26 protein-coding genes are annotated in these 26,099 nt (G+C 61.8%); 11 read left to right on the top strand and 15 right to left on the bottom strand.

Features of this window, described 5'->3' with window-relative positions:
• Nucleotides 1-154: 154 nt before the first annotated feature.
• The 5 genes from AC5SSZ_RS03500 to rpiA all read right to left on the bottom strand — a co-directional run bounded on the left by AC5SSZ_RS03500 (nt 155) and on the right by rpiA (nt 6,402).
• A complete protein-coding gene (locus tag AC5SSZ_RS03500) occupies nt 155-1,585 on the bottom strand; it encodes a Do family serine endopeptidase (protein ID WP_237028448.1) in 1,431 nt (476 codons plus the stop codon).
• Nucleotides 1,586-2,130: 545 nt separating this feature from the next.
• A complete protein-coding gene (hflC, locus tag AC5SSZ_RS03495) occupies nt 2,131-3,012 on the bottom strand; it encodes a protease modulator HflC (RefSeq protein ID WP_065270860.1) in 882 nt (293 codons plus the stop codon).
• The gene (gene hflK / locus AC5SSZ_RS03490) at nt 3,012-4,163 is read right to left on the bottom strand and encodes an FtsH protease activity modulator HflK (RefSeq protein WP_065270861.1); all 1,152 of its coding nucleotides are present in this window, start codon (nt 4,161-4,163) and stop codon (nt 3,012-3,014) included. The genes hflC and hflK overlap by 1 nt, the downstream gene beginning before the upstream one ends.
• Before the next feature lie 79 nt (nt 4,164-4,242).
• Nucleotides 4,243-5,598, bottom strand: a complete 1,356-nt coding sequence (gene gor / locus AC5SSZ_RS03485; protein ID WP_274828290.1) for a glutathione-disulfide reductase — start codon at nt 5,596-5,598, stop codon at nt 4,243-4,245.
• A 15-nt stretch (nt 5,599-5,613) separates the two neighbouring features.
• A complete protein-coding gene (gene rpiA / locus AC5SSZ_RS03480) occupies nt 5,614-6,402 on the bottom strand; it encodes a ribose-5-phosphate isomerase RpiA (RefSeq protein ID WP_274828289.1) in 789 nt (262 codons plus the stop codon).
• A 180-nt stretch (nt 6,403-6,582) separates the two neighbouring features.
• Between rpiA and AC5SSZ_RS03475 the strand changes: the two genes are divergently transcribed.
• Genes AC5SSZ_RS03475 through AC5SSZ_RS03465 form a run of 3 tightly spaced genes read left to right on the top strand, consistent with a single transcriptional unit; the run spans nt 6,583 to nt 9,655 of the window.
• Nucleotides 6,583-7,290 (top strand): glutathione S-transferase family protein, encoded by a 708-nt coding sequence (locus AC5SSZ_RS03475; RefSeq protein WP_495436955.1) that lies wholly within the window; start codon nt 6,583-6,585, stop codon nt 7,288-7,290.
• The gene (locus AC5SSZ_RS03470) at nt 7,291-8,664 is read left to right on the top strand and encodes an L-serine ammonia-lyase (protein ID WP_495436953.1); all 1,374 of its coding nucleotides are present in this window, start codon (nt 7,291-7,293) and stop codon (nt 8,662-8,664) included.
• A 55-nt stretch (nt 8,665-8,719) separates the two neighbouring features.
• Nucleotides 8,720-9,655, top strand: coding sequence for a DMT family transporter (locus AC5SSZ_RS03465; protein WP_274832440.1), 936 nt, complete (start codon nt 8,720-8,722; stop codon nt 9,653-9,655).
• On the opposite strand, the gene AC5SSZ_RS03460 is transcribed toward AC5SSZ_RS03465, so the two are convergent.
• On the bottom strand, nt 9,621-10,292 hold the full coding sequence (locus AC5SSZ_RS03460; RefSeq protein ID WP_495436950.1) for a thiamine diphosphokinase: 672 nt from the start codon (nt 10,290-10,292) through the stop codon (nt 9,621-9,623). The two genes, AC5SSZ_RS03465 and AC5SSZ_RS03460, sit on opposite strands and share 35 nt — an antisense overlap.
• 139 nt (nt 10,293-10,431) lie before the next feature.
• On the opposite strand from AC5SSZ_RS03460, the gene AC5SSZ_RS03455 reads away from it, so the two are divergent.
• Nucleotides 10,432-12,609: a chemotaxis protein CheA gene (locus AC5SSZ_RS03455; RefSeq protein WP_495436948.1), complete on the top strand. Its 2,178-nt coding sequence runs from the start codon at nt 10,432-10,434 to the stop codon at nt 12,607-12,609.
• Between the two features lie 99 nt (nt 12,610-12,708).
• Here AC5SSZ_RS03455 and AC5SSZ_RS03450 read toward each other — a convergent pair whose 3' ends face one another.
• From AC5SSZ_RS03450 to nthA, 5 genes are all read right to left on the bottom strand, one after another.
• Entirely contained in the window at nt 12,709-12,948 is a 240-nt protein-coding gene (locus AC5SSZ_RS03450) for a DUF2842 domain-containing protein (protein WP_065270869.1), read from the bottom strand.
• Nucleotides 12,948-14,261 (bottom strand): adenylosuccinate synthase, encoded by a 1,314-nt coding sequence (locus tag AC5SSZ_RS03445; RefSeq protein ID WP_065270870.1) that lies wholly within the window; start codon nt 14,259-14,261, stop codon nt 12,948-12,950. The genes AC5SSZ_RS03450 and AC5SSZ_RS03445 overlap by 1 nt, the downstream gene beginning before the upstream one ends.
• 123 nt (nt 14,262-14,384) lie before the next feature.
• Entirely contained in the window at nt 14,385-14,720 is a 336-nt protein-coding gene (locus AC5SSZ_RS03440) for a nitrile hydratase accessory protein (RefSeq protein WP_370570853.1), read from the bottom strand.
• A gap of 2 nt (nt 14,721-14,722) precedes the next feature.
• On the bottom strand, nt 14,723-15,400 hold the full coding sequence (nthB, locus tag AC5SSZ_RS03435) for a nitrile hydratase subunit beta (RefSeq protein WP_495436944.1): 678 nt from the start codon (nt 15,398-15,400) through the stop codon (nt 14,723-14,725).
• The gene (nthA, locus tag AC5SSZ_RS03430; protein ID WP_495436942.1) at nt 15,400-16,020 is read right to left on the bottom strand and encodes a nitrile hydratase subunit alpha; all 621 of its coding nucleotides are present in this window, start codon (nt 16,018-16,020) and stop codon (nt 15,400-15,402) included. Before nthA ends, nthB begins: the two co-directional genes overlap by 1 nt.
• Nucleotides 16,021-16,235: 215 nt before the next feature.
• Here nthA and secG point away from each other — a divergent pair, with 215 nt between their 5' ends.
• The 5 genes from secG (at nt 16,236) to AC5SSZ_RS03405 (ending at nt 20,353) form a co-directional block, all read left to right on the top strand.
• Nucleotides 16,236-16,604 (top strand): preprotein translocase subunit SecG, encoded by a 369-nt coding sequence (gene secG, locus AC5SSZ_RS03425; protein WP_065270873.1) that lies wholly within the window; start codon nt 16,236-16,238, stop codon nt 16,602-16,604.
• Between the two features lie 161 nt (nt 16,605-16,765).
• Nucleotides 16,766-18,409, top strand: a complete 1,644-nt coding sequence (pyrG, locus tag AC5SSZ_RS03420) for a CTP synthase (RefSeq protein ID WP_065270874.1) — start codon at nt 16,766-16,768, stop codon at nt 18,407-18,409.
• Between the two features lie 131 nt (nt 18,410-18,540).
• Nucleotides 18,541-18,873 (top strand): DnaJ family domain-containing protein, encoded by a 333-nt coding sequence (locus tag AC5SSZ_RS03415; RefSeq protein ID WP_274828281.1) that lies wholly within the window; start codon nt 18,541-18,543, stop codon nt 18,871-18,873.
• A 113-nt stretch (nt 18,874-18,986) separates the two neighbouring features.
• The gene (locus tag AC5SSZ_RS03410; protein ID WP_274838306.1) at nt 18,987-19,889 is read left to right on the top strand and encodes a fructose bisphosphate aldolase; all 903 of its coding nucleotides are present in this window, start codon (nt 18,987-18,989) and stop codon (nt 19,887-19,889) included.
• A gap of 155 nt (nt 19,890-20,044) precedes the next feature.
• On the top strand, nt 20,045-20,353 hold the full coding sequence (locus AC5SSZ_RS03405) for a DUF4389 domain-containing protein (protein WP_495436937.1): 309 nt from the start codon (nt 20,045-20,047) through the stop codon (nt 20,351-20,353).
• A 115-nt stretch (nt 20,354-20,468) separates the two neighbouring features.
• Here AC5SSZ_RS03405 and AC5SSZ_RS03400 read toward each other — a convergent pair whose 3' ends face one another.
• Nucleotides 20,469-21,767, bottom strand: a complete 1,299-nt coding sequence (locus AC5SSZ_RS03400; protein WP_370570848.1) for a ferredoxin reductase family protein — start codon at nt 21,765-21,767, stop codon at nt 20,469-20,471.
• An 86-nt stretch (nt 21,768-21,853) separates the two neighbouring features.
• Entirely contained in the window at nt 21,854-22,195 is a 342-nt protein-coding gene (locus tag AC5SSZ_RS03395) for an ArsR/SmtB family transcription factor (protein WP_368997658.1), read from the bottom strand.
• Between the two features lie 31 nt (nt 22,196-22,226).
• Here AC5SSZ_RS03395 and AC5SSZ_RS03390 point away from each other — a divergent pair, with 31 nt between their 5' ends.
• Both AC5SSZ_RS03390 and AC5SSZ_RS03385 read left to right on the top strand, forming a co-directional pair.
• Complete coding sequence (locus AC5SSZ_RS03390) at nt 22,227-23,102, top strand: PhzF family phenazine biosynthesis protein (protein WP_495436933.1); 876 nt, start codon at nt 22,227-22,229, stop codon at nt 23,100-23,102.
• Nucleotides 23,099-24,079, top strand: a complete 981-nt coding sequence (locus AC5SSZ_RS03385; RefSeq protein WP_495436931.1) for an ornithine cyclodeaminase family protein — start codon at nt 23,099-23,101, stop codon at nt 24,077-24,079. Before AC5SSZ_RS03390 ends, AC5SSZ_RS03385 begins: the two co-directional genes overlap by 4 nt.
• On the opposite strand, the gene AC5SSZ_RS03380 is transcribed toward AC5SSZ_RS03385, so the two are convergent.
• Both AC5SSZ_RS03380 and AC5SSZ_RS03375 read right to left on the bottom strand, forming a co-directional pair.
• The gene (locus tag AC5SSZ_RS03380) at nt 24,069-24,854 is read right to left on the bottom strand and encodes a crotonase/enoyl-CoA hydratase family protein (protein WP_495436929.1); all 786 of its coding nucleotides are present in this window, start codon (nt 24,852-24,854) and stop codon (nt 24,069-24,071) included. The two genes, AC5SSZ_RS03385 and AC5SSZ_RS03380, sit on opposite strands and share 11 nt — an antisense overlap.
• 97 nt (nt 24,855-24,951) lie before the next feature.
• Nucleotides 24,952-26,034 (bottom strand): SMP-30/gluconolactonase/LRE family protein, encoded by a 1,083-nt coding sequence (locus tag AC5SSZ_RS03375; RefSeq protein WP_495436927.1) that lies wholly within the window; start codon nt 26,032-26,034, stop codon nt 24,952-24,954.
• Nucleotides 26,035-26,099 lie beyond the last annotated feature (65 nt).

The following is a 26,099-nucleotide window of genomic DNA, read 5'->3' as shown; positions in this document are numbered from 1 at the left end:
CGCCAGCACATGGCTCTTTTCTATTCGCGCCCAGAGCCCAGAGCCCAGAGCCCAGCGTGGCGCCACCCGCCTCCGGCACCAAATAGAAAAGGCCGGGACAATGCCCGGCCTTTTGCACGAAGTCCTGCGCCGCGCCCGGCGGCAGGTCCGTGGATTATTCCGCCAGATTGAGCGCCACGAAACGCGGCTCACCGTTGCGGCGGACCAGCAGCAGGAGCGACTTGCGGCCTGCTTCCTTGGCCTCGTCGATACGGGCCTCCAGATCGCTGATGCCAGAGAGTTTCTGCTGCCCGGCTTCGGTGATCACATCACCTGCGCGCAGCCCCTTCTCCCAGGCTTCCGAGGTTTCGTCGACCGACAGGATCACCAGACCATTGGTGCCTTCGGGGACATTCAGCTCACCACGTAGCTGGTCGTTCAGAACGCCAACCGACAGACCCAGAAGCTGCTTCTCGGTCTGCTCCTGCGGGGTATCGTCCCCACCGGCAGGACCGGCCTTGCGCTCGGCATCTTCACGACGACCCAGCGTGACCTTGAGCGTCTCAGTCTTGCCTTCACGGTAGACGATCACGCGCACGGTCTTGCCGACCTCGGTGTTGCCCACGGTGCGCACCAGGCTGCGGGTGTCTTCGACATCGTTGCCGTCAAAGCTGAGGATCACATCGCCCGCCAGCATGCCAGCCTCTTGTGCCGGACCTTCGGGAACGTCTGTGACCAGAGCGCCCTTGGCTTTGTCCATGCCCATCGCCTCGGCCACGTCACTGGTCACATCCTGGATCCGCACACCCAGCCAACCACGGCGGGTTTCGCCGAATTCCTTCAGCTGTTTAACCACCTTGCTGACCACGTTCGACGCCATCGAAAAGCCAATCCCGATGGAGCCGCCATTAGGCGACAGGATCGCCGTGTTCACGCCGACAACCGAGCCATCCATATTAAACAGCGGCCCGCCCGAGTTACCCCGGTTGATGGCTGCGTCCGTCTGAATGTAGTCGTCATAGGAACCCGAAAGTTCCCGGTTACGGGCGGAGACGATGCCCGCCGACAGAGAGAACCCCTGCCCCAGCGGGTTACCCATCGCAATCACCCAGTCACCCACACGGGCGGTGTCACTGTCACCAAAGGTCACGAATTTCAGCGGCATCGGCGCATCGACTTTCAACAGGGCGATATCGGTATTGGGGTCGGTGCCCACCACCTTCGCCGGGAGCGGCTGTGCAGGCTGGCCGTCGCCGGGGAAGAATTCGATCTCGATCTCGTCAGCGGATTCGATCACGTGGTTGTTGGTGACGATATAACCGTCTTCGGAGATCACGAAGCCGGAGCCAAGTGCCGAAGAGCGGCGCGGACGGTCATTGCCGCCATTGCTTCCATTGCGGTCCTGGAACTCGCGAAAGAAATCTTCGAAGGGAGAGCCTTCGGGGACGATCCCCTGTGGACCAGACCGGCCTTCGATCACGGTCGTGGTGGTGATGTTGACTACAGCAGGGCTGACTTTTTCCGCCAGCGGTGCCAGGCTTTCGGGGCGGGCCTGGGCCATCAGGACCTGGGCCAGTACCATGATGCTGCTGATCAGGGCGAGCATCAGAAGCCGCCATGGCGCCCCTGTCCTGTCCTGCGCAACCGAATAAGAAATTGCCTGTGCTTGCACGGCACTACTCCTTGTCATCGCCATTCCGGTTTTTCCTCCTGACCTCTGCCTGCGGTTCCACGCGTGATCGGCAGAAGTACAGGATGGGATTAATGTAGGGACTCTCTCCCTCGCTGCAATGAATGTTGCACGTCTTCGAGGCAAAGTGAAAGCGGTAGAGAACCGGAGCACGCCATTTTCCCCCATTTAATCCGTCACTTAAAGGGCACCAAGAATCCACCAGGATGCCCGGCGCGGCGATCATCACAAGGTTTTGAACAAAATTGCAGGTTTGGTGCAGCTCAGGGTGTTCCTTGCAGCCCCTGCCTTTTCCCGCCTTTTCCCGCCAGACCAGGGCTGGGGAGACACCAGCAGCGGACGTCAGCCCGGCTGCCCCTCCAACGCGACGCAAGCCACGCAGAGCAAATGAAAAGGGGGCCGACGCAATGTCGGCCCCCTTTTATTTTTGAAACTCTTCGAAACCCTGTGAAACCAGCGCGTTATCGCGTCGAAACTCCACCGGTCGAGGATTTCAGGTAGTTGAAGAACTCGCTGTCCGGCGACAGAACCATCGAGGAATTGCCGTCCTGCATCGACCGCGCATAGGCGGTGAGGCTACGGTAGAACTCGAAGAACTCCGGATCGCGGCCATAGGCTTCGGCGAAGATCGCGTTGCGCTCCGCATCCGCTTCACCGCGAATGACTTCGGCTTCGCGTTCAGCTTCGGACACCAATTCGACCTCGGTCCGGTCCGCTTGCGCACGCACCCGCTGGGCGGCTTCCTCACCGCGGGCGATCTCGTCGGCGGCCTCTCGCTCACGCTCGGCGCGCATCCGCGCAAAGGTAGCATCGAGGTTCGCCTGCGGCAGGTCGGTACGCTTCAGACGCACGTCGATCACCTCGATCCCGAAACCGCTGGCCTCGCTGATTGCACCGTTGCGGATGCGCAGCATCAGGGCAGCCCGGTCCGAAGACAGGATGTCATTCGAGCTGACGGAGCCCAGTACCTCACGCGTCTGTGCGCGCATGATCTTGTCCAGACGGTTTTCTGCGCCCGGAATGCCGGAGGCACCCACCGCTTCACGGAATTGACGCAGATCGGTGATCCGGTAGCGGGCAAAGGCATCGACCACCAGACGGCGGTCATCCTCGGGTGTGACTTCCAGCGGGCCAACCTCAAGGCTGAGGATCCGGTCATCATAGGTGACAACCTCGTCGATCAGCGGCACCTTGAAGGCCAGACCGGGCTGTTCCTGTACCGCGACCACACGGCCAAAGCGCAGCACCAGCGCCTTTTCGCGTTCGTCCACGATGAAGACAGCGGACAGGGCCGCGACAACGGCGATCACCAGAATGGGGAGGATAAACGTAGTCTTTTTCATCACTTGCCCTCCGTCCGGCGCAACTCGTTAAGCGGCAGATAAGGCACCACGCCCTGGCCGCCTTCGCCGACGGACGAGTCGATGATGACCTTGTCCACGTTGCCCAGCACCTCTTCCATGGTCTCCAGATACAGACGCTTGCGGGTCACCTCAGGCGCCTTTTCATATTCGGCAAGAACCGCCGAGAAACGGCTGGCTTCACCGCTGGCCTGGTTGACCACCTGAGCACGATAGGCTTCGGCCTCTTCCAGCGTCTGTGCGGATTGACCCCGTGCGGAGGCCAGTTTCCGGTTGGCATAGGCATCCGCTTGTTTTTCCAGACGGTCACGTTCCTGACCGGCGGACTGCACTTCGCGGAAGGCATCCTTCACAGGCTCTGGCGGATCGGCACCATCAAAGTTGACCCTGACGATGTTCACGCCACTGTCGTAGCTGTCCAGCGTCGACTGGATCAGCTCCTCAAGCCGCGAGGTAATCACACCCCGGTCCCGGTTGAGGATCGGTGCCAGTTCGGACTGGGCAATGATTTCCCGCATAGCGGATTCGGCGACAGCCTGAATCGTGGCCCGCGGATCGCGCAGGTTGAACAGGTACTTGTCCGGCTCGTTGATGTTCCAGACGACCTGGAAATCGACGTCGATGATATTCTCATCGCCCGTCAGCATCAGCCCGGCATCAACCCCGCGCGAACCTGCGCCGATGTTCTCGGTCTGCTCGACCAGAACCGGGATCACCTCGTAGGTGACCAGCGGCCAGGGGGCAAAGTTCAGACCGGGCTGGCCGGTATCCCAGTATTCACCAAGGAACAGTTCGACAGAGCGTTCTTCGGTCTTGACCGAATAGAAGCTGGCCATGCCCCACAGAACCGCAGCGGCAATCGCGCCAATGGCTACGGTGCCTTTGGTGAACAGCGGCGCACCGCCGCCGGAACCACCGCGACCACCACCACCGGAGCCATCACCGCCCCGGCCGCCCATCAGGACCCGGAATTGCTCCTGGCCCTTCTTGAGCAGCTCGTCGATTTCGGGAATCTGAGGATCCTCGGGGCGACGGCCACCGCCGCCGCCACCGCCGTTGTTATCGCCCCGGTTGCCTCCACCGCCACCGGAAGAGCCTCCGCCCCCCCAGGGACCACCGCTATTTCCCGCCATGTGTCTCCTATCCCTTTGCTGCCGCATGCTTGCGGCACATGTTTTCCTGCGACCTAACCTGTGGTCCGAAACCGATAATTCAAGCGGTCCGGACCGGAGTCTTCATCGTCACAAGCTCTTCGGACATGGTCGGGTGTACCGCCACGGTCCGGTCAAAGTCTTCTTTTGTCGCGCCCATCTTGACCGCAATGCCTGCCAGCTGGATCATCTCGCCTGCGCCGGGTGCGACGATATGGCATCCCAGCACCTTGCGAGTGGCCTGGCTGACGACCAGTTTCATCAGCACCCGCTGGGCGCGCCCGGCAAAGGCCTGCTGCATCGGCTTGAACGATGTCGCATAGACCTCGATCGGCTCCTGCTTGGCTGCGTCTTCCTCGCTCAGACCCACGGTGCCCATTTCAGGCTGGGTGAAGATCGCCGTCGGGATCAGCTCATGATCCGGGCTGGTCGGGTTGCCATTGAACACGGTTTCGACAAAGGCCATGCCTTCGCGGATCGCCACCGGCGTCAGGTTCACCCGATCGGTCACATCGCCGATCGCATAGACAGACGGCACCCCGGTTTGGCTGTATTCATCGACCAGAATCTCGCCCTTGCGGCCGCGTTCGATGCCAAGACCTTCGAGCCCCAGATCATCGGCATTGGGCGCACGACCGGTGGCATACATCACCTGATCGAACAGCGCCTCATCGCCATTGGTGGCCTTGACGCGGATCTTGTCGCCCTCGCGGGCCATCTCGATCACATTGGTGCCCAGATGCAGGTTGATCCCAGCCTGGCACATTTCGTCGGAGACCAGACCGCGCGCCTCATCGTCGAAGCCGCGCAGGATCTGCGCACCGCGATAGTATTGCGTGGTTTTCACGCCCAGCCCGTTCATGATGCCGGCAAATTCGCAGGCGATATAGCCGCCGCCGACAATCAGGATGCTCTCAGGCAGTTTATCAAGGTGGAAAATATCATTTGAGGTGATCGCCAGATCGCTGCCCGGGAATTCCGGCACGATGGGGCGGCCACCGGTGGCGATCAGGATGTGCTTGGCGCTTTTGCGGGTCCCGTCGGACAGCTCCACCGTATGGGCGTCGACCAGTTTTGCGCGCGCATCAAAGCTTTCGACACCGCTGTTTTTCAGAAGATTGCGGTAGATCCCTTCGAGCCGGTCCAGCTCCGCTTCCAGCTTGCCCTTGAAGGCATCCCAGTTGAAGGCGCCGGGCTGAATGTCCCAGCCATAGGCCTGTGCATCCTCAACCATACCAGAGTATTCGCTGGCAAAAACCATCAGTTTCTTGGGCACACAGCCACGGATCACGCAGGTCCCGCCATAGCGGTCTTCCTCGGCCAGGGCGACCTTGGCACCACCGCCAGCCGCCACCCGCGCCGCGCGTACGCCGCCGGAGCCACCGCCAATGACAAAGAGATCATAATCAAAACTCATGGAATTTCAGCCTTTTCAGTCCGCCAGATCCGTGAACAGGTTGTCGGTCTCGACAAAGTCGAGCCTGTCCTTCTCCACGGTTCCTTCATTGATATCGCGTGTTTCAACCTCACCATCGCCATAGCCGATGATGACGGTGTCACAAATATCGATAAAGAGCCCGTTTTCAACCACACCAGGGATCTGGTTCAGCACCATGGCAAGCTGTCGGCAATTGCCGATCCGCTTCAGATGCAGGTCCAGAATATAGTTGCCTTCATCCGTCACAAACGGCGCATCACCATTCATCCGCAGCGTCGCTGTACGCCCCAGAACATCCATAGAAACAAGGGTTTCCTCGATCAACGCCTGAGTGGTCTGCCAACCGAAGGGAATCACCTCTGCCGGAAGCGGGAAAGCCCCCAGTGTTTCCACCTCTTTTCCGGCATCGGCGATAACAACCATTTGATCGGATGCGGTCGCGACGATCTTCTCCTGCAACAGCGCACCGCCGCCGCCCTTGATCAGGTTGAGGTCGGCGTCAAATTCATCAGCGCCGTCGATGGTCAAGTCGAGCCACTTGGCCTCATCCAGCGAAATCACCCGGATGCCCATTTCACGTGCCAGTTCTGCCGTGCGGGTCGAGGTCGGCACCGCCGTGAAATTCAGCCCCTGTTCGCGAACCATCTCACCAAGGCAGCGCACTAGCCAGGCGGCGGTGGATCCGGTTCCCAGCCCCACGCGCATGCCATCCTCGACCAGATCGGCAGCCCGTTTCGCGGCAACGAATTTTGCCTTGTCGATGGGTGACAGTTCTCCGGCCATAGTAACGGCTCCGTGATAAGGGTTTGATGGCCTTATAAAGAATGTCCCCCGGAAGGGCGAGAAACAATTCCACGGCTTTTGCCATGTATCCTTGGCGGCTGCGGAGCCTTTGGCGTGTTTCCTATTGGAAACGCCGGAAACGGACGTTACCCCTGTGACGAGTATTTCTAAGGTTGCCCCATGACGCCCAGCTACCGCCTTCACTATGCCCCCGACAACGCCTCGCTGGTGATCCGCCTGGCGCTGGAAGAGATGCAGCAACCCTATGAGACGGTTTTGATCGACCGCCGGGGCGGCGCACTGGACAGCCCGGCCTATCGCAACCTCAACCCGCAGGGCCTGATCCCGGTGCTGGAAACGCCTGCTGGCACCCTATTTGAGACCGGCGCGATCCTTTTGTGGCTGGCCGACCGCCATGCTGCGCTGCTGCCGATGGCGGATAGTCCGGACCGGGGATGGACGCTGAAGTGGTTGTTCTTTCTGTCCAACACCCTGCATGCTGACCTGCGCATGTTATTCTACCCGCAGAAATACATCGGCGATGATCTGGCGCAGCAGGATACGTTGCACCGTCATCTGACCGCCCGCCTCACCACGCATCTGAGCACGCTGGAGCGCGCAGCAAGCGACGGCGGCATCTGGTTGGCGGCAGAGGATCCGTCGATACTGGACCTCTATCTCGCCTGCCTGATGCGCTGGATGGCGCTGTACCCCATGAGCCGGGATCGCAGCTGGTTCGATCTGGCCGACTATCCGCGCCTCTCTGCCATGCTGCACCGCCTTGAGCAGCGCCCCGCTACGGCTGCCGCCCAGACCGCCGAAGGTCTGGGTTCTGCGCCCTTCACCGCCCCTGTTTACGCAAATCCCCCAGAAGGATCGGCTACCTGAATGTTCCTCTCCGTTTTTGATATGTTCAAAGTGGGCATCGGCCCCTCGTCCTCGCACACCATGGGCCCGATGGTGGCAGCGGCGCGGTTCCTTGACCAGATGCGCGCCTCGCCCTTTGATTTTCACGGGCTGCGCGCCTCGCTGCATGGATCGCTGGCTTTTACCGGCGTCGGCCACGCCAGTGACCGTGCCACCACCCTGGGCCTCGCCGGGTTCCGCCCCGACACCTACGACGACGAAAAGGCCGAAACCGCGCTGGCCCAGATCCGCGAGACCGGTCAGGTCAGCCCCGAAGGGCTGGGCACGCTGGCCTACGATCCGAAGACCGACCTGATCTTCGACTACGATCACACGCTTGAAGGCCACGCCAACGGAATGATCCTGATGGGCACCGATGCGCAGGGCGACGTGATCCTGCAGCAGGTGTTCTACTCTGTCGGCGGTGGCTTTGTCCTGACCGAGGAAGAACTGGCGGCAGGCAAGGCGACGGACGAAGGCGCGCCAGTGCCCTATCCGTTCAAATCCGCCGCCGAGATGCTGGAAATGGCGAAGCGCAGCGGCAAAAGCATCGCCGCCATGAAACGCGCAAACGAGGTCTCCCGCTGCAGTGAAATCAGCCTGAAAGAGGGCACCGCGCGGCTGTGGCAGGTGATGAACGACTGCATCAACCGCGGACTGGAGCGCGACGGCATTCTGCCCGGTGGTCTCAGCATCCGCCGCCGCGCCAAGGGGATCCACGAGGCGCTGATAGCAGAGCGCGGCATGAACCTAACTGCGCCGCATACGATCAACGACTGGATCAGCGTCTACGCGATTGCCGTCAACGAAGAGAACGCCGCCGGCGGACAGGTGGTAACCGCCCCCACCAATGGCGCAGCCGGGGTACTGCCGGCCGTCATGCGCTATTACCTCGATCACGTCCCTGGCGCATCCGAGCGCAATATCGAGGATTTCCTGCTGACCGCCGCCGCAATCGGCGGGCTGGTGAAATTCAACGCCTCCATCTCGGGCGCCGAAGCGGGCTGCCAAGCCGAAGTGGGCTCCGCTGCCGCGATGGCGGCTGCCGGTCTTTGCGCCGTGATGGGTGGCAACCCCGAACAGGTGGAAAACGCCGCCGAGATCGCCCTGGAACACCATCTGGGCATGACCTGCGATCCGGTCAAAGGTCTGGTGCAGGTGCCTTGTATCGAACGCAACGGTTTGGGCGCGATCAAGGCGGTTTCTGCCGCGTCGCTGGCCCTGCGCGGCGACGGGCATCACTTTGTGCCGCTTGATGCGGTGATCGAAACCATGCGGCAGACCGGCGCCGACATGAATGAAAAATACAAGGAAACATCGCTTGGGGGGCTGGCCGTAAACGTGCCAAATTGTTGATCAGGCGGGATTACCTGTCTTGCCCTTCCCGGGACGCCCGCCTAGCGTGCGTTTCATGACCCAAGATCGTCCCCTTCTCGGCATCCTTCTGATGCTTGGCTTTTGCATCCTCGCGCCGCTCGGCGATGCGGTAGCCAAACTGCTTGGCCAGCATATCCCACTGGGAGAGCTGATTTTTGTCCGCTTTGCCGCGCAGGTGATTCTGCTGGTGCCGCTGGTCTGGGGGGGCGCCCGCATGTGGCGCATGCGCGGGCGTGTGCTACGGCTGACCTTTTTGCGTACCCTGCTGCATATCGGCGGGATCGGCGCGATGTTTACCGCCCTCAAATACCTGCCGCTTGCGGATGCGGTGGCGATTGCCTTTGTCATGCCCTTTATCATGTTGCTGATCGGCAAGTTCATCCTGCTCGAAGAGGTCGGCCTGCGCCGCATCCTGGCCTGCGTTGTCGGCTTTGCGGGCACCCTCTTGGTGATCCAGCCCAGCTTTGCCGAAGTTGGCCTGCACGCCCTCTGGCCGCTGGCGGTGGCGGTGATCTTTGCCCTGTTCATGATGGTCACCCGGCAGATCGCCAAGGAGACAGATCCGATCAGCCTACAGGCCGTATCCGGCACGATGGCCTGTGTTATGCTGGCGCCGCTGCTGCTGATCGGCGATCCGCTGGGGATCGAGGGTTTGCAGATCGTGGTTCCGGATCTGTGGACCAGCTTTCTGATGCTTGGCATCGGGGTTCTGGGCACCGGCGCGCATCTGCTGATGACCTGGAGCCTGCGCTATGCCCCGGCCGCGACCCTTGCGCCGATGCAATATCTGGAAATCCCGGTGGCCACCCTGTTCGGCTGGCTGATCTTCATCGAACTGCCGGATGGCCTGGCCGCCCTTGGGATCACCATCACCGTTGCGGCGGGTCTTTACGTCATCCTGCGCGAACAGGCCGTGGCACGGCAAGCGGCGCAATCTAGCAAGGCCCCGGTGACGCAATCACCCGCATAAGCGGCTCCAGGTATCGGCGCGGCACGATGCCCAGCAACCCCGGCCCATCCGCTTCGATCCAGACCGGCCCCACGGCGCGGTTGGATGTTCCGATCCGGCTGGTCGGGCACATCTGAAGCCCCTCGATCGGCCAGACCAGCCCGCCGGAGCGTCCGGTTACCGGCTGCATCGGGAACAGCGACACCACATCGCCCGCCGCCATCGGCAGGGCAATACGCTGGGTGACGTGAAATACCAGTTCAGTCGCACCGATCAGAATGCAGGGGCTGCGCCCGGGCTGGATCAGCGTGTGAAAGGCCGCCAACTGGTGATCGACGCGCGCGCCAAGGAACCCCGCCCCCAGCACCACCGGCGCCCGGATCGACCGCAGCGCCTTGTCAAAATCCGTGGTGTCCTGCTCAGGAAGATGGAACAGGTTTTCCGCAGGCAGCCGGTTTTGAACCGTCTCCGGCAGCGAATCAAAGTCCCCGATAACCGCCTCAGGTACGTGTCCCTGCTCCAGCGCAGCCCCCGCACCGCCGTCCGCAGCCACGAGCACCGGCGCATGGCGCAACGCCTCATTCAGGTCATCCAGACCCAGATGACCGCCACCAACCAGGGTTACTGGCTTCATCTCATCAACAATCAGCTTATTCATGCCGGGATTTCTCGCAGATCTGGAAACAGGCCACAATCTAAACACAAAATGATACGATCAATTGCACGGATTCGCGCAGAATTTGACGACCTGATCCATACTGTAAACGTCAACGACTTTGGTGAGGACGCGCAGCCCTATGGTACAAAATAACAAAGTTTTGACCGTTTCTTACGGGACATTCTCCTGCACGCTGGAAGGGTTCGAGGACTCCTTTGGAACCATGAAGGCGATTGCAGAGTATTTTCGTGACCTGGCTTCTGACGACCGATATTTCGGTGCCGAACCGCCACAGCCCGACGCAGACATGCTCGCCCGTATTGCGCAGCGGGAGATCGCACGTCAGGTCGAGGCCCGCACCAGCACCGAAGGCATCCATCTGCGCGCCGCCACAGCGCCACAGCCCGCGCCCGCGCCCGCTGCAGAGGCTACGGTTTCAGACGCACCGACTGAAGAAGCGCAGGTTAGAGATACACAGAAAACAGATGTTGAAGACACTGTCGCTCCGACCAGCGAACAGTCAGAGCCGACAGAACGCAGCGCAGCCGAGCCGAGCATCGAAGAACCCCCGGCGCCCGAAGCCTCCGTCGGTGAGGCCGCAGAAGAACCCGCGGACGCAACGGATACAGATGAGGCGGACGGCGATGCCGCCCCCCTAACCGAGGAAGGGCAGGCACAGCCCCCAGCTCCTGACGCGGATAAGATCGCCGCCATCTCGGCCGCTGCCGCAGCCCATGACAGTGAAGCCGAGGCTGCAGAAGACGAAGATTCGAAACCCGCGAAAGCAGCTGAAGACGAAAGCGCCGAAGCGGAAATCGCAGAGCCGAAAGCGCCGAAGCGTGACGCCGCCGCCGCCGAAAGCATCGCCGCCAAACTGCGCCGGATCCGTGCCGTGGTGTCCCAGACCCCACAAGAGGATTTCTCCGAAGATGAACACGCCGAAAGCATCCTGTCAGAGGCCGCCAGCGACATCTCCGAAGCCCTCGCCGAGGACGCGGCCGCAGAGGAAGCCAAAGCCGACGAAGACGCTTCGAATGATGACGAGATCTCCCGTGTTCTGGCCCAACTGGGCAAAGACAACGCCGAAGCCGAGGACAGCGTAGCGGATCAGCCCGTTGTAGAGGCAGCGGTTGAAGCTGAACCGGAACCTGCGCCCGAGACAGCCCCGGAACAGGAACCCGCGCAGCCAGAGGCACAGGCTGAACCGGAACAGGCTGAACCAGCCACCGAACCCGAACAGGCCGAGCCGGAAACGGCTGAGGAGCCGCGCCGTCCGATGCGCGCCCGTGTTATCAAAGTCAAACGGGCCGATCTTGAACAGGTTGTCGCCACAGGGGCCCTGACAAACCTTTCCGACAGCGCCGAGGACGAGCCCGCCACTGCCTCCGCAACCCCTGGCGTCGACAGCAGCCTGTCGGACGAGGATGAAGCCGATTTGATGCGGGAGCTGGCAGAAGTCGAGGCCGAACTCCTCGCCGCCTCGCAAGAGACCGAAGAAGACCTGCAGGAAGAGCAGAAAGCGGAAACCGAGACGGCAGAAGAAAGCACCGAAGAGGCCGAAGCGCCAGCTGCCGCCGAGGATGCCGCCAAGAAACGCCCGGCAGCCCCTTCCGCAGATTTCCCCGACAGCGATGTATCGCGGCTGATGGATGCGGCAGATGCCAAACTCGACGCGCCGGAAACCGCCTCTTCGCGCGAAACCTACGGCCATCTGCGCGCCGCAGTGGCAGCAGCCGAGGCAGATCGCTCTGCCGGTGGCAGCGCAGGTAGCGAAAACAGTGAAGACGCCTACCGTCAGGATCTGGCCAGCGTGGTTAAACCGCGTCGGCCGGTGCCGACCGGTGGCCGCAGCGCGCGCGAACGGAGCAATGCGTCCCGTCCCGCACCATTGAAACTGGTTGCGGAGCAGCGTATCGATCCCTCCCCCGCAGCCGAGGACAGCGCCAGCGGCACGCCGCAAGCCACGCGCCCCGTGCGCCCGCGTCGGATTTCGGTGCTGAAGGATGAAGGCTCTGCCTCGGATGCCACTGCCGCAGATTTCGCGGCCTATGCGGCGGAGCGCGGCGCGGTCGAGCTGCAGGATTTGCTGGAGGCAGCAGCCGCTTATATGAGCTTTGTCGAAGGCCGCGATCACTTCTCCCGCCCGCAGTTGATGAACAAGGTGCGCGATGCAGGCGCTGCCGAATTCAATCGCGAAGACGGGCTGCGCTCCTTTGGGCAGTTGCTGCGGGAAGGCAAGATCGAGCGCTCCGAAAACGGCCGCTTTGCCGCAACCGAGGAAACCGGCTTCCGCCCGGCCAAACGGGCCGTTGGCTAACCCGACGCGGTAGGGGTTTGCACCCAAACCATCCAAACGAAAAGGCGGGCCGAACAGCCCGCCTTTTTTGCATTTGGATATGCTCTTACCGGACCGGGTCTATTCTTCCGGTGGCTGATCCGGGTCGGCCTGGCCGATACCCCGGAACACGAACTTGAACGGCAGCGCCCAGGCGATGCCCAGCACCGCGTAGACCAGCAGTTCAACCACCACCGGCGGTCGGTTCAGCAGATTGAGGATGGTCACCGCGATGACGATATAAAGCGGCATGCCAATCAGCAGGAGCACCAGCGCCCAGCGACGACGGGCCTTGTAGCTGAGGCGGGGTTTATCCGCCATCAGTCAGCAAACGGGTCCGTCACCAGAATGGTGTCGTCCCGCTCCGGGCTGGTGGAGAGAAGCGCAACCGGGCATTCGATCAGCTCCTCTACGCGTTTCACGTACTTGATGGCATTGGCGGGCAGGTCGTTCCAGCTGCGCGCGCCTTCGGTGGATTCGGACCAGCCGGGCATTTCCTCGTAGATCGGCGTGCAGCGAGCCTGCTGGTCTGCCGCGGTCGGCAGGTAATCCAGACGTTCTCCGTCCAGATCGTAGCCGGTGCAGATCTTCAGCGTCTCGAACCCATCCAGAACGTCCAGCTTGGTCAGCGAAATACCGTTGATGCCAGAGGTGGCACAGGTCTGGCGCACCAGACAGGCATCGAACCAGCCACAGCGGCGTTGACGGCCGGTAGTGGTGCCGAATTCATGCCCGCGGGTGCCAAGGCGTTCACCATCCGCATCGGGTTTGCCATCGGCGCCCAGCAGTTCGGTCGGGAACGGGCCTTCCCCCACGCGGGTGGTATAGGCTTTGACGATGCCCAGAACATAGTCGATGGACCCAGGCCCGATTCCGACACCCGTGGCCGCCTGACCTGCAATCACATTGGAGGAGGTCACAAAGGGATAAGTGCCGAAATCGATATCCAGCAGCGCGCCTTGGGCTCCCTCAAAGAGGATCCGCTTTCCGGCCTTGCGCTTTTCGTTGAGAACCTTCCAGACCGGCGCCGCATAGGGCAGGATCTTGGGAGCGATCTCTTTCAGCTGCGCGATCAACGCATCGCGGTCGATCGGGTCGACGCCAAGCCCCTTACGCAGCGGATCGTGATGCTGCAGCGCGCGGTCCACACGGGCCTCCAGCGTGGCTTCGTCTGCCAGGTCGGCAACGCGGATGGCACGGCGGCCAACCTTGTCTTCGTATGCCGGGCCAATGCCACGACCGGTGGTACCGATCTTGGTGCCCTTGCTGGCGGCTTCTTCGCGGGCGCGATCCAACTCACCATGCAGCGGCAGGATCAGCGGCGTGTTTTCGGCGATCATCAGCGTCTCGGGCGTGATATCGACGCCCTGTTCCCGTACGGTTTCGATCTCCTTGATCAAATGCCAGGGATCAAGAACCACGCCATTACCAATCACCGACAGCTTGCCACCGCGCACAACGCCAGAGGGCAGCGCGTGCAGCTTATAGACCTTGCTGTCGATAACCAGCGTATGGCCGGCGTTATGGCCGCCCTGAAAGCGCGCGATCACATCGGCGCGCTCGCTCAGCCAGTCCACGATCTTGCCTTTTCCCTCGTCGCCCCACTGGGCGCCGACTACGACGACATTGGCCATATCCGGTCCTTTATAGCTGTCTGGTTCAAACCCGGGCCGGTATAGCGGTGCCGCAGGCCCAGTAAAACCGCAAATTCGCCGCAGGCGCCCCCCTGCAGCGTGTTTCTTGCCGGTTAGACCGGCTCAGGCGTCGCGCAGGACCACCGGATGCCCATGCGGGGTTTCCAGATAGGCCTTTTCCCAGCCTTCGCGGGTGCTTTCCACCTCGCTTGCCGGGGCTGCCCCGTCCTCGGCCAGAATCGCCTCGAGGGTTTCCAGCCAAGCTGCGAAGTAATCATCGCCGCCATTAAGGTCGCGCGACACCCCGTGCCGGGCCAGTGTCGCCGAGAAGCGCGAAACCCATTCGGGCCAGGTAAAGCGGCCGTTTTCATTGAGATGCACTGTCAGCGCAAAGGCCTGCGCGTGCCAGGGCTGTTCAAAGGCCGGTTCGGGGACATCGCCAGGACGACATGTGTTCATGTTCAAACCGCCTCCAGATAGCTTTGCCACAGGTCCAGAACCACCTCATCCGCCGGATCTTCCGGATGGCTCCACAATTCCCCCGCCGGGAAAACGACCGCATAAAGTGGCTCCGGCGCCTCACCCAGACCGTGCGCAGCGCTGTCAGGCAGCACGTGGGTTCCTTGCAGGCGTAGAATGCGGCCCGTCGCGCCGGTGGCATAGGCAGGCAGCCGTGTGTGGCCGCCATCGACCAACCTGCTGCCACCGGGATGGCGCGTGCGCACGCTCTGGCCTTCGCTGAAAACCGGCTCCGGCCCGCCGGTGCGGGTAGCCGGACCGCCCTTGGCCAGCATCGCGGCCACGGCGTCGGCAGAGAGTTTCCGATCGGCCAGCGGGTGTGGGCCATCCCCTCCCTGCCCGGCCAGATCATCCTCGCTAAGGACCCCCTTCTGGACCAGAAGATCCGCGAGCGCGGCAAGCCAGATTTCATAGTAGGAAAACCGGGTGTAATCGAGCGGCGCCAGTTTTTCGCGGGCATGGCGGGAGGTATCGATGTTCCACTGCCCAAGGGCGCCACAGGCCAGCGTCACCGCCAGCGCGCGGGCATGCCATTCTGCCGCAAATACCGGCGCATTCGGCCCATCCGGCCGTACCGGCCCGTCACCAAAGCGTCCGCCCATATCATGCAGTCGGGTCATCAGGGTGCCCCAGGCGTTTTCGGCAGGCCGGTGCCCACCATGCTGTCGCGGGTCACAAGCGCAGCAAGCGCATCTTCGTCCAGTCCTTCACTGCCCTCGGGACGCATTGGAAGGACCAGATAACGGACCTCGGCGGTGGAATCCCAGACCCGCACCCGGGTGCCTTCAGGCAGAGTCACGCCAAATTCAGAGAGCACCGCACGCGGCGCACGCACGGCGCGGGCGCGGTAGGCATCCGATTTGTACCAGCCCGGCGGGATTCCCAAAAGCGGCCACGGATAGCAACTGCACAGGGTGCAGACGACCATATTATGTTGCTCGGGTGTGTTTTCGACCACCACCATGTGTTCTCCCTGACGGCCATAATAGCCGAGTTCGGACAACACCGGGTCCGCATCCGCCAGAAGCGCTGCCTTGAAGGCGGGATCACTCCAGGCGCGGGCGACCACGCGGGCGCCATTCTGCGGGCCCACCTTGGTCTGATAGGTATCGATGATCTCATCGAGTGCCGCCGGGTCAATAAGCCCCTTGCGGGTCAGAATCGTTTCAAGCGCCTTGACCCGCAGGGCGGGATCGGGCGGCAGCAAAGCATGTGGGTGGTCAGAATGATCATGTGGCATGGTCAAACAGTGCCCCCCGGGCGCCAATTCTGTCCAGTCACAAATACCGGAAATTCCGCAGAAGGGCGCGAAAACAGGGCGCTTCCCGCGTCCGGTTCTGTTTCATTTGACACATTCGGGCGCGACAGAATGCGGCCCGGCCAACTCGGCCCTTGCCCCTGTCTGCATTCTTCCCTATTTACCGCCCGATACTGAGCCAACCGCCGCAGGGACCCATGGAAAACGTTGTACTGATCATCCATCTTCTTCTGGCTCTGGGCCTGATTGCTGTCGTTCTGCTGCAACGGTCCGAAGGCGGCGGCCTTGGCATGGGCGGCGGTGGCGGTGGCGGCGCAATGACCGGCCGCGCTGCAGCGACGGCGTTGAGCAAAGTGACCTGGATCCTCGCAGCGGCCTTTATCGTTACCTCGATCACACTGACCGTTCTGGCGGCCCAGAAATCCGCAGGTTCTTCGGTTGCTGACCGCATCGTTGCACCCGCTGGCGATGACGGCGCAGAGACGGCACCGGCGGCGCCCCTTGGCAGCGACCTGCTGCCGCCGGCAGAAGGCGACAACGCACCGCTGGTACCCAGCGCCGACTAACCTACTACAGCTAGAAAATAAAATGGGGACCGTAACAGCATCTTGCGGTTCCCTTGCGCTTATTGCGCGAATCCTTTATACGTAAAGTCCCGTGATGCTGCGGTTTTTACAGGCCGCCGGGCAGCTGAAATCTGACTTCTCACGGGGGCAGCCGAACACTCATGGCGCGATTTATCTTTATCACTGGTGGCGTTGTTTCATCGCTTGGCAAAGGGCTGGCATCTGCAGCCCTTGGCGCATTGTTGCAGGCACGCGGCTACTCCGTTCGCCTGCGCAAGCTGGATCCGTATCTGAACGTCGATCCCGGCACGATGAGCCCCTTTGAACATGGCGAGGTCTTCGTCACCGACGATGGCGCAGAAACCGACCTCGACCTTGGTCACTACGAGCGGTTCACTGGCGTACCGGCGCGCAAGACCGACTCGATTTCATCGGGCCGCATCTACACCAACGTGCTGGAGAAGGAGCGCCGCGGCGACTACCTCGGCAAGACTATTCAGGTGATCCCGCACGTCACCAACGAGATCAAGGACTTCATCTCGATCGGCGAGGACGAGGTCGATTTCATGCTTTGTGAGATCGGCGGCACCGTGGGTGACATCGAAGGCCTGCCCTTCTTCGAAGCAATCCGTCAGTTCAGCCAGGACAAACCGCGCGGTCAGTGTATCTTCATGCATCTGACCCTGCTGCCCTATATCAAGGCATCGGGCGAGCTGAAAACCAAACCGACCCAGCACTCGGTGAAGGAACTGCGCTCCATCGGTCTGGCGCCTGACATTCTGGTCTGCCGCTCCGAAGGCCCAATTCCGAAGAAAGAGCGCGAGAAGCTGGCCTTGTTCTGCAACGTGCGCCCCGACAGCGTCATCGCCGCGCAGGATCTGAAATCCATCTACGAGGCACCGCTGGCCTACCACCGCGAGGGCATGGATCAGGCTGTTCTGGATGCCTTCGGCATTGCCCCGGCTCCAAAACCCAATCTGATGCGCTGGGACGATGTGGCCGACCGCATCTACAACCCCGAAGGCGAAGTGAAGGTCGCCATCGTGGGCAAATACACCCAGCTGGAAGACGCTTATAAGTCCATCGCCGAGGCCCTGACCCACGGCGGCATGGCCAACCGCGTCAAGGTCAAGATCGAATGGGTCGACGCCGAACTGTTCGACCGTGAGGACGCCACGCCGCATCTGCAGGGGTTCCACGCGATTCTGGTACCCGGCGGATTTGGCGAACGCGGCACCGAAGGCAAGATCAAGGCGGCCCAATATGCACGCGAGCATAATGTTCCCTATCTGGGGATCTGCCTCGGCATGCAGATGGCGGTAATCGAAGCCGCCCGCAATGTGGCCGGGATAACCGAGGCCGGTTCTGAGGAATTCGACCACGAGGCAGGCAAGAAACGGTTTGAACCCGTCGTCTACCACCTCAAGGAATGGGTACAGGGCAACCACAAGGTCAGCCGCAAGGCCGATGACGACAAGGGTGGCACCATGCGTCTGGGCGCCTATGATGCCACGCTGGCCGAAGGCTCCAAAGTGGCCGAAGTCTATGGCAGCACCCACATCGAGGAACGTCATCGCCACCGCTATGAGGTGGACATCAAATACAAGGACCAGCTGGAAGCCTGCGGGCTGAAATTCTCCGGCATGTCGCCGGATGGCCGCCTGCCGGAAATCGTGGAATGGTCCGACCATCCCTGGTTCATCGGCGTGCAGTTCCACCCGGAACTGAAATCCAAACCCTTTGCGCCGCACCCCCTGTTCAAGGACTTCGTGCGCGCGGCCAAGGAAACCTCGCGTCTGGTTTAAAACCAGAGTGACAAACCAAATTCAGCAAACGGCAGACCTAAACGTCTGCCGTTTTGCATTTCACCCTGCACTGTCGCCGCGACACTATACCGTTCTTGCAACTGGCTGCGGCCCACCCCGTTCTGCCACTCATGATACGGGCCTTTCGCAAACTCATCGAAGATCAGATCCGCTCGGCCAATGCCCGGGGGCAGCTCTCTGGGCTTGAGGGCGAAGGCAAACCCCTACCCGACCGCACCGGACAGGAGCTGGTTGATCCCGGTTTAGCGGCGGGATTGCGGGTGATGGCCGAGGCAGGCGCGGTTCCCGAAGAATTCACGCTCAAGAAAGAACTCGACGCAGCCCGGGCGGAATACGCCACACTGACCGATGCAGAGGAGCGCCGCGCAGCCATGGCCCGTATCGCGGATCTGGAACTGCGCTGGGGCATGGCGCGGGATGCGCGTAAATCCTTCTTCCGTTAGCGCAATCGCTCACACTGTTAGCGCAACCGTATGACAGGCCAGTTGTTTCTGTTCACGGGCACGGTATAGACGGTTGGAAATAGTCCAACAGATATTCGCGGAGATCCCGACCCATGGCGCAAGAGACGTCCACCAAGCAGGAACAGTTTGACCGTATTGCAAAGGGCAAGGGCTTCATCGCCGCATTGGATCAGTCGGGCGGCTCCACCCCCAAGGCGCTGGCGCTTTATGGTGTGATGGAAGACGCCTATTCGAACGATGATGAGATGTTTGGCGAGATCCAGAAAATGCGTGCCCGGATCATTACCGCACCGGATTTCAACAGCGACAAGATCCTTGGCGCGATCCTGTTCGAAAAGACGATGGACAATGCAATTGATGGCATTCAGGTCCCCACCTACCTGTGGGAAAAATGCGGCGTGGTGCCCTTTCTGAAGGTGGACAAGGGGCTGGCCGACGAACAGGACGGCGCCCAGATGATGAAACCGATGCCGGATCTGGATGCGCTTCTGGCGCGGGCCGTGGCAGCGGGGATCTTCGGCACCAAGATGCGCTCGGTCATCAAGGAAGCCAACGAAACCGGAATCAAGAATGTGGTCGCCCAACAGTTCGAAGTGGGCAAGCAGATCGCCGCCGCCGGACTGGTTCCGATCATCGAGCCCGAGGTCGATATCCACTCCGCGACCAAAGCCGAAGCCGAAGCCATCCTGAAGACCGAGCTGAAAGCCGCGCTCGACGCCCTTCCGAGCGGCACCAAGGTTGCGCTGAAGCTGACCATCCCGAATGAAGCCGGTCTTTATGATGATCTGGCCGACCACCCCGAGGTGGTGCGCGTTGTTGCCCTGTCCGGCGGCTACAGCACCGACGATGCCTGCGCGAAACTGTCCCAGAACCCCAAGATGATCGCCTCCTTCAGCCGCGCGCTGACCGAAGGTTTGAACGTGTCGATGAGCGATGCGGAGTATAATGCCGCCCTTGGCGCGAATATCTCCAAGATCTATGACGCGTCGCTGTAAGGCGCGCTAACGGCAAAAGATCCGGGCCGCGTCTGATATCAGGCGCGGCCTTTTCCTTTTGTCCCGGATGTGAAATCCTGTTTCTAGTATTGCAGCTCCGGGCAACAGCCACGGGCATGATGATTTGCAGCAGGAACCACCCAGCGGGATTTACGATGGCACAGAGTGACGACGACAAGATTGACGGCCGTCTGCACGGCGAACAATTTGAGCCCGAGGGCGAGGATAGCCTGCTGACACGGCTGATCTACATGCTGATCATCGCCGTCCTGATCTCACTGGCGCAGACGGTGCTGGGCGTGGTGACTGTCATTCAGTTCGTGGTGATGTTGCTCAACAACAAGCAGCCAAACGAACGGCTGGCAGAGTTCGGCACGGACCTTGGCATCTGGGTAGCAAAGGCGGCGCGCTATCAGACCGCCGCCAGCAAGGTCAAACCCTGGCCCTGGACGGATCTGGACTGACAAGGGCGCTCCACCCTATCGCAGGACAAAGACCAGCAGCGCCAACAGGACCACAATGACCACCGCCCGGATCGCCAGAGCCACCCGGCGCCGCATTGGTCGGTTTCGCAGGAACTCAGCCATAGTCGAACCTTTCTGACAGGATTCGGCCGGATGAGACGCCACGTGCGATCAGGTGATCCTCGACCGTATCCATCATGATCGGCGGCCCGCAGAGAACGAACAGCCACTCTGCAAACTCATCATCCGTGAAACTCCCATCCAACAGGTTTGGGCCGATCATCCCGGTCTCCCCCTGCCAGCCCACAGGTGGCTCTGACAGTACCAGAATCGTATCCTCGCGCGGCAGGTCCTCCCTGAACACGATCTGCTCTTCAAGGCGGTTGCCGTAGATCAATCGGACCCGGCGCGAATCCCCGGTCAGGCGCATCTGGTTCAGAATGCTCAGCATCGGTGCGATACCAACGCCGCCCGCGATCAATGCAATCCCCGGCTCTGACCGCCCCTCAACCGACATGCTGCCATAGGGACCATCCAGATAGGCGCGCATACCCGGCTTCACCTGGTCCAGAGAACCGGTGAAATCGCCAAGTTCCTTGATCACGAAAGAGACCTCTGCCCCCGCAGCCGGGGCGGAGCTGATCGAGAACGGGTTTTCATCAAGCGAGAAGGCCGAGTGACCAATGTTCAGCCAGGCAAACTGCCCGGCCTTGTAGCGCAGCCCATCGTGCCCTTCCGGCCTCAGGGTCAGGCCCCATTGCCGGGGCGTCAGGCGTTTGATCTTGGCCACCCGCCAGGGCCGCGCCCGCAGCGGCTCAACCACATAGACCCAGACCAGCGATCCCACCGCCACGGCGGTCATCCCACCCCAGAGCCAGACCATGGCAGGGTCAGCACTGTAACGCCCCGCTGCCAGAGCATGGTGCAGCAAGGCACCGGCGATCAGCACCGCGCCAACCCCGTGCATCAGGCGCCAGGTCTCGTACTTGTAATCCAGCTGCGTGCGAAAGGCAGCCAACGCCACCAGTGCGGGCAGCAGCAGGAAGGCGACAATCCCGGTCGACAGGGCGGAAAAATCGGTCGTCACGGTCAAAACCCGCGTCTGATCCCAGGGCCGTTGCCCGCCGACAAGGCTGCCGCCGTAGAAAAAAGGGTGCAGCAGCGCAAGCACCAGCGCCACCCGCGCCATGACCTGATGAAACCGCATGGTCACATCCATACCGATCTCGGACGACACCCGCCTGAACCGGCCAGACAAGACGAATTCGGCCAGGATCATGGCATAGGCGAGCATCCCCAGCCCGGTGCCCAGTTCAGCCCCGAAAGAGCGCGGCGGTCCCCCGAAGATCGCAGAGACCACAAGCGGCGATATGACCACAGCAACGTAAAGCAGTATGAGAAATAGCGATTTCATAGGCCTTGTCTGATCGGTTTCCCTGTCGGCGTCCTTGATCCGTCTCAATATCCCGCAGTGCGATCACTGCCCTTGTGGCTTGTGGCCTATTCCGGTTCTTCCCACAGGTGGGCGGCGTCGGCCAAGATGGCATCGGCCCGGCTGCGGACCAGTTTGTAAAACACCCAGTTCTTGATTTTCTTGCTGGTCACCAGCCCGGTCTCTTGCAGGACGCGCATATGGTTCGTCACCGTCGGCTGTCGCAGCCCGATCTTCTCGGTGATGAACCCTACACAGACCCCGTCCCTGACCAGATCACCATCCTCCTGTGGCGGAAAATGCCGCTCCGGATCGCTGAGCCAGTGCAGAATTTGCAGCCGGTTCTCATTGGCCAGCGCCTTCAATGCGGTGGCCGTTGACAGCAAATCGGCATAAGTATAGTCAATCATCTATATAGATTCTCCGCTATGCAGGTCAGTCATGTCACAGCGCAACCGCTCTTACAACTTTGTCCATTGTGATGTCTTCGCATCCCGCCCCTACTCCGGCAACAGTCTTGCGGTTTTTCCCGATAGCGCGGGCCTCAGCGCCGCGCAGATGCTGACCATGACGCAGGAGCTTCGTCATTTCGAATCCATCTTCCTGACGGAAACCGAAGGCCAGATCGAAGCGCGGGTCTTTGACCTGAGCGAGGAACTGCCTTTTGCTGGCCATCCGATCATCGGAGCGGCCTGTAGCCTTCATATGCAATGCGGGGCGCCCGGGCAAAAATCCTGGACCTTCACCCTGCAGGGCGGCCGAACAGTGCGCGTGACCACCATGGCCCGCGCCGGACGCTATTTCGGAACGCTGAATCAGGGACAGCCCGACTTCCTGGGCACCGCGCCGGACGACAGCCGCACCGCCTTCGCCGAAGCCTTCAACCTGTCCACCGGTGACCTGTCGCCCCTGCCGCTTGAAATCATATCGACCGGGTTGAAGTACCTGGTGGTCCCCGTGACCGGCGGACTACGTGAGGCCCGGATCATGGCTCCTGATCTTGAGGACAGGCTGCGGACCGTTGGCGCCGAATTCGCTTACCTTTTCAACACGGAAACCTTCGAAGGCCGCCACTGGAACAACGACGGTCTGCTTGAGGACGTCGCCACCGGCAGTGCCGCTGGTGTCATCGGCGCCTATGCATTGAAACACGGACTGGCGCAGGCGGACCACACCTTTACCCTGACGCAGGGCCACTACATCGGACGGCCCAGCGCCCTGCTCGTGACCCCCTATGGCACCCCTGATGCCATCAGCCATGTCACCGTTGCGGGCGAGGTTGCCTTTGTCGGAACCGGAGAGATCAGCGCGCCATGATCCCGATCTACACCGCAGAGGATATTCATCCCCATATGTCTGTCGCGGATCTGATCCCCTCCGCGAAACAGGCCTTTCGCGCGCTGTCCGACGGGACGGCAACAGCGCCTGTGCAGGTGCTCTACCCATCACCGGGCTCAGACATTCATGTGAAATCCGCGACGCTTGCAGGCTGCCCCATTTTCACGGTGAAAATGGCGGGATGGTCGCAGGATCTCGCTAACATCGGTGCACCGCCGTCGAGCGGAATGATCGCGGTGTTCGACAGCCAGACCTGCAGGCCAGTTGCTATCCTGCAAGATGATCATCTGATCTCGGATTGCCGGACCGCCGCCGCTGGCGCGGTCGTGGCCGATCTTCTGGTCGCCGACCGGGCGCAACACGCCGTCGTCATCGGCACCGGCACGCAGGCGCGGCTGCAGGTTGAGGCGCTGCTTTTGGTCCGCCCCATAACCTCGGTTCAGGTCTGGGGGCGGGACCGGGCAAGGGCGCAGGCGCTGGTGGGTGATTTACAGACCCAATTTGCCGGGATGCGATTTGAGATCACCGATGACCTGGAACAAGCCGTCCGGTCCTCCGATGTGATCCTGACCGCCACCGGAGCAAAACAGCCGCTGATCCATGCCGATTGGCTCAGACCCGGCCAACATATCACGTCGGTCGGATCAGACGATGAAACCAAATGCGAAATTGATCCCGTGGCCCTGTCGCAGGCGCAGGTCTTTGTCGATGCGCACGCGTCAGGTCTGGCTTTTGGCGCGCCGCACCGCGCGATCCGATCCGGACTGATGGCCGCGACGGATCTGACCGAGGTCGGCGCGGCGCTGGAGGCGGGCATCTCCGAAAACCCTGAGCGGACAAGCATCGCCTGCCTGTCCGGGCTTGGGGTTCAGGATCTCACCGCGGTCAATGCCATCTGGCCCAAGCTGTTGCACAAGGCGCCGCTGCCGCCTCAGGGCGCCGCCATCAGTCCTTGAACTGCGGCGGGCGTTTCTGCATCTGCGCCGCAATGGCTTCCATCTGGTTGGGCTTGCCGATGAGAGCCACCTGCTCGCGGCTTTCCTCCATCAGCACCGTGGCCTGATCAGCGGTTTCGGCCACACCGATCAGCCGCTTGGCGGCGCGGATGCCTTCGGGGTTCTTACCCGCGATCTCGGCCGCCAGCGCCTGCGCAGAGGCAAGGGGATCGTCGGACACTTCGGTCACCAGCCCCCAGTCCAGCGCCTGCGGGGCCTCGAACACTTCGGCGGTATAGGTCAGGCGTCGCAGCACGTCCGAGCGCAGCAGCCGGGGCAACAGCGCCATGCCGCCCATGTCGGGGACGATGCCCCATTTCATCTCCATCACCGAAAACCGCGCATCCGACGCAGCAATGCGGATATCCGCGCCGAGCGCCAGTTGCAAACCGCCGCCAAAGCAGACGCCCTGTACGGCCGCGATCACCGGCACCGGTACCCGGCGCCAGGCCATCGCGACCTCCTGCACCTCGTTTGCATCGTCAAAGCTGCGGGCCATCAGCCATTCTTCGGGATCCATCTGCCCCATCTTGGCAAAGCTCATCAGGTCAAGCCCGGCGCAAAACGCCTTACCCTCCCCCGCCAGCACCACGGCACGCGCCTTGGAGGCGGCGACCTCATGCCCGGCGGCGATGATCCCCTTGATCATCTCGTCGTCCAGCGCGTTCATCTTGTCCCCGCGCGTCAGCGTCACATGGGCGATGTGGTCTTTGTACTCGACGGATACCCGTGCCATCTGCGGCTCCTCCTGCTTTCGGTTTGCGCCAGACTGCACCGCAACGCCGCCGCGATCCAGACTAACGCCGGGGCAGATTGGATCGGGACGAACCGGCCTAGCGCTGGATCGGCGGCAGATCCGCCACCGGCAGCCGCGCGAAGCTGTCACTGTCCAGCGTCATCACGTAAAGCTGGTCGCCGACAATGCGCCCGCCAGTGGTGATCCCCAGCCCGCCCGCAGGATCCTGCAGGGTGCGTAGAATGTTACCATCCGCATCGAACTGCATGATCATGCCGCGATGGATCGGCGCTGGGCGCACCTTCGGTCCCAGCCGCCACAGCACCTTGCGCAGGAAGGGATAGGGCATCAGCACTTCGGACGGCACGCGCGGGCTTGCAAAGGCCAGCCAGAAGGTGCCATCACCCTGCGCCTCAAGGTTATCCGGATAGCCCGGCAAGTTGCCGAGAAACAGTTCCTGCTGCCCGGCGTTGGGACCGGTCAACCACAACCGATGCACCCGGGCGCGGCCCGTTTCGTTGATCAGCAGGAAATCCTCATCCGGCGACAGGGCAACACCGTTGGTATAGACAAACCCGGTGGCGATCTTCTCAACCGTTCCATCGGGGGTGCGGCGGGCCACGTAGCCCGTGTCGGACTGTTCCCAGACGGTCAGCACGGAGGTGGGTTTGGTGCCGCCCATGGTCTCCGGGTCAAACCGGTCCGAGGAATTGGAGAAATAGATCGTGCCATCGCGCGCCACATCCAGCTGGTTGGCATAGATCACCGGGGCACCGTCAATCTCGCTCACCAGGGTTTCCAGCGTGCCGGGGCCACTCCAGCGCATGATGCCACGGAAACTGTCGGCGATATAAAGCGCGCCATCCGGCCCGGCCTTCAGCCCCAGCGGCCGCCCGCCCAGCGCCTCCACCAGTTCGGGTTGGTCGCCATCAATGCGATAAAGGTTCCCGTCCAGATCGGTTGTGTAGACCGTCCCATCCGGCATCACCGCCAGATCTTCGGGACCGATGGCGCCATTGGGCAGGACCACCTTTTGCGCGCCCTCAAGGGCGGTGTTTTCCTCAAACTCTCCGGTAAATCCCGGCCCCTTGGGCGGATCATAGGACACAGGTTCGACCGGCACCGGCCAGAACAGAAGATAGGCCAGCCCCAGCGCCAGCACGCCCAGAAAAATGCGCATCGTTAAATTCTCCCACAACTGGCGCCAGTCTGCGCTGCCCGGGCGCCCTCTGCAAGGCTTGCCAC

Source organism: Phaeobacter sp. CC-HEC084 (assembly GCF_059429255.1).
Note: the sequence above shows the minus strand (reverse complement) of the source record. Positions and strands in the feature narration are given on the sequence as shown.

Excerpts from the sequence above, each read along its gene's own strand:
- AC5SSZ_RS03500 (WP_237028448.1), bottom strand. The coding sequence starts at position 1,585 with ATGCTCGCCCTGATCAGCAGCATCATGGTACTGGCCCAGGTCCTGATG.
- hflC (WP_065270860.1), bottom strand. The coding sequence starts at position 3,012 with ATGAAAAAGACTACGTTTATCCTCCCCATTCTGGTGATCGCCGTTGTC.
- hflK (WP_065270861.1), bottom strand. The coding sequence starts at position 4,163 with ATGGCGGGAAATAGCGGTGGTCCCTGGGGGGGCGGAGGCTCTTCCGGT.
- gor (WP_274828290.1), bottom strand. The coding sequence starts at position 5,598 with ATGAGTTTTGATTATGATCTCTTTGTCATTGGCGGTGGCTCCGGCGGC.
- rpiA (WP_274828289.1), bottom strand. The coding sequence starts at position 6,402 with ATGGCCGGAGAACTGTCACCCATCGACAAGGCAAAATTCGTTGCCGCG.
- AC5SSZ_RS03475 (WP_495436955.1), top strand. The coding sequence starts at position 6,583 with ATGACGCCCAGCTACCGCCTTCACTATGCCCCCGACAACGCCTCGCTG.
- AC5SSZ_RS03470 (WP_495436953.1), top strand. The coding sequence starts at position 7,291 with ATGTTCCTCTCCGTTTTTGATATGTTCAAAGTGGGCATCGGCCCCTCG.
- AC5SSZ_RS03465 (WP_274832440.1), top strand. The coding sequence starts at position 8,720 with ATGACCCAAGATCGTCCCCTTCTCGGCATCCTTCTGATGCTTGGCTTT.
- AC5SSZ_RS03460 (WP_495436950.1), bottom strand. The coding sequence starts at position 10,292 with ATGAATAAGCTGATTGTTGATGAGATGAAGCCAGTAACCCTGGTTGGT.
- AC5SSZ_RS03455 (WP_495436948.1), top strand. The coding sequence starts at position 10,432 with ATGGTACAAAATAACAAAGTTTTGACCGTTTCTTACGGGACATTCTCC.
- AC5SSZ_RS03450 (WP_065270869.1), bottom strand. The coding sequence starts at position 12,948 with ATGGCGGATAAACCCCGCCTCAGCTACAAGGCCCGTCGTCGCTGGGCG.
- AC5SSZ_RS03445 (WP_065270870.1), bottom strand. The coding sequence starts at position 14,261 with ATGGCCAATGTCGTCGTAGTCGGCGCCCAGTGGGGCGACGAGGGAAAA.
- AC5SSZ_RS03440 (WP_370570853.1), bottom strand. The coding sequence starts at position 14,720 with ATGAACACATGTCGTCCTGGCGATGTCCCCGAACCGGCCTTTGAACAG.
- nthB (WP_495436944.1), bottom strand. The coding sequence starts at position 15,400 with ATGACCCGACTGCATGATATGGGCGGACGCTTTGGTGACGGGCCGGTA.
- nthA (WP_495436942.1), bottom strand. The coding sequence starts at position 16,020 with ATGCCACATGATCATTCTGACCACCCACATGCTTTGCTGCCGCCCGAT.
- secG (WP_065270873.1), top strand. The coding sequence starts at position 16,236 with ATGGAAAACGTTGTACTGATCATCCATCTTCTTCTGGCTCTGGGCCTG.
- pyrG (WP_065270874.1), top strand. The coding sequence starts at position 16,766 with ATGGCGCGATTTATCTTTATCACTGGTGGCGTTGTTTCATCGCTTGGC.
- AC5SSZ_RS03415 (WP_274828281.1), top strand. The coding sequence starts at position 18,541 with ATGATACGGGCCTTTCGCAAACTCATCGAAGATCAGATCCGCTCGGCC.
- AC5SSZ_RS03410 (WP_274838306.1), top strand. The coding sequence starts at position 18,987 with ATGGCGCAAGAGACGTCCACCAAGCAGGAACAGTTTGACCGTATTGCA.
- AC5SSZ_RS03405 (WP_495436937.1), top strand. The coding sequence starts at position 20,045 with ATGGCACAGAGTGACGACGACAAGATTGACGGCCGTCTGCACGGCGAA.
- AC5SSZ_RS03400 (WP_370570848.1), bottom strand. The coding sequence starts at position 21,767 with ATGAAATCGCTATTTCTCATACTGCTTTACGTTGCTGTGGTCATATCG.
- AC5SSZ_RS03395 (WP_368997658.1), bottom strand. The coding sequence starts at position 22,195 with ATGATTGACTATACTTATGCCGATTTGCTGTCAACGGCCACCGCATTG.
- AC5SSZ_RS03390 (WP_495436933.1), top strand. The coding sequence starts at position 22,227 with ATGTCACAGCGCAACCGCTCTTACAACTTTGTCCATTGTGATGTCTTC.
- AC5SSZ_RS03385 (WP_495436931.1), top strand. The coding sequence starts at position 23,099 with ATGATCCCGATCTACACCGCAGAGGATATTCATCCCCATATGTCTGTC.
- AC5SSZ_RS03380 (WP_495436929.1), bottom strand. The coding sequence starts at position 24,854 with ATGGCACGGGTATCCGTCGAGTACAAAGACCACATCGCCCATGTGACG.
- AC5SSZ_RS03375 (WP_495436927.1), bottom strand. The coding sequence starts at position 26,034 with ATGCGCATTTTTCTGGGCGTGCTGGCGCTGGGGCTGGCCTATCTTCTG.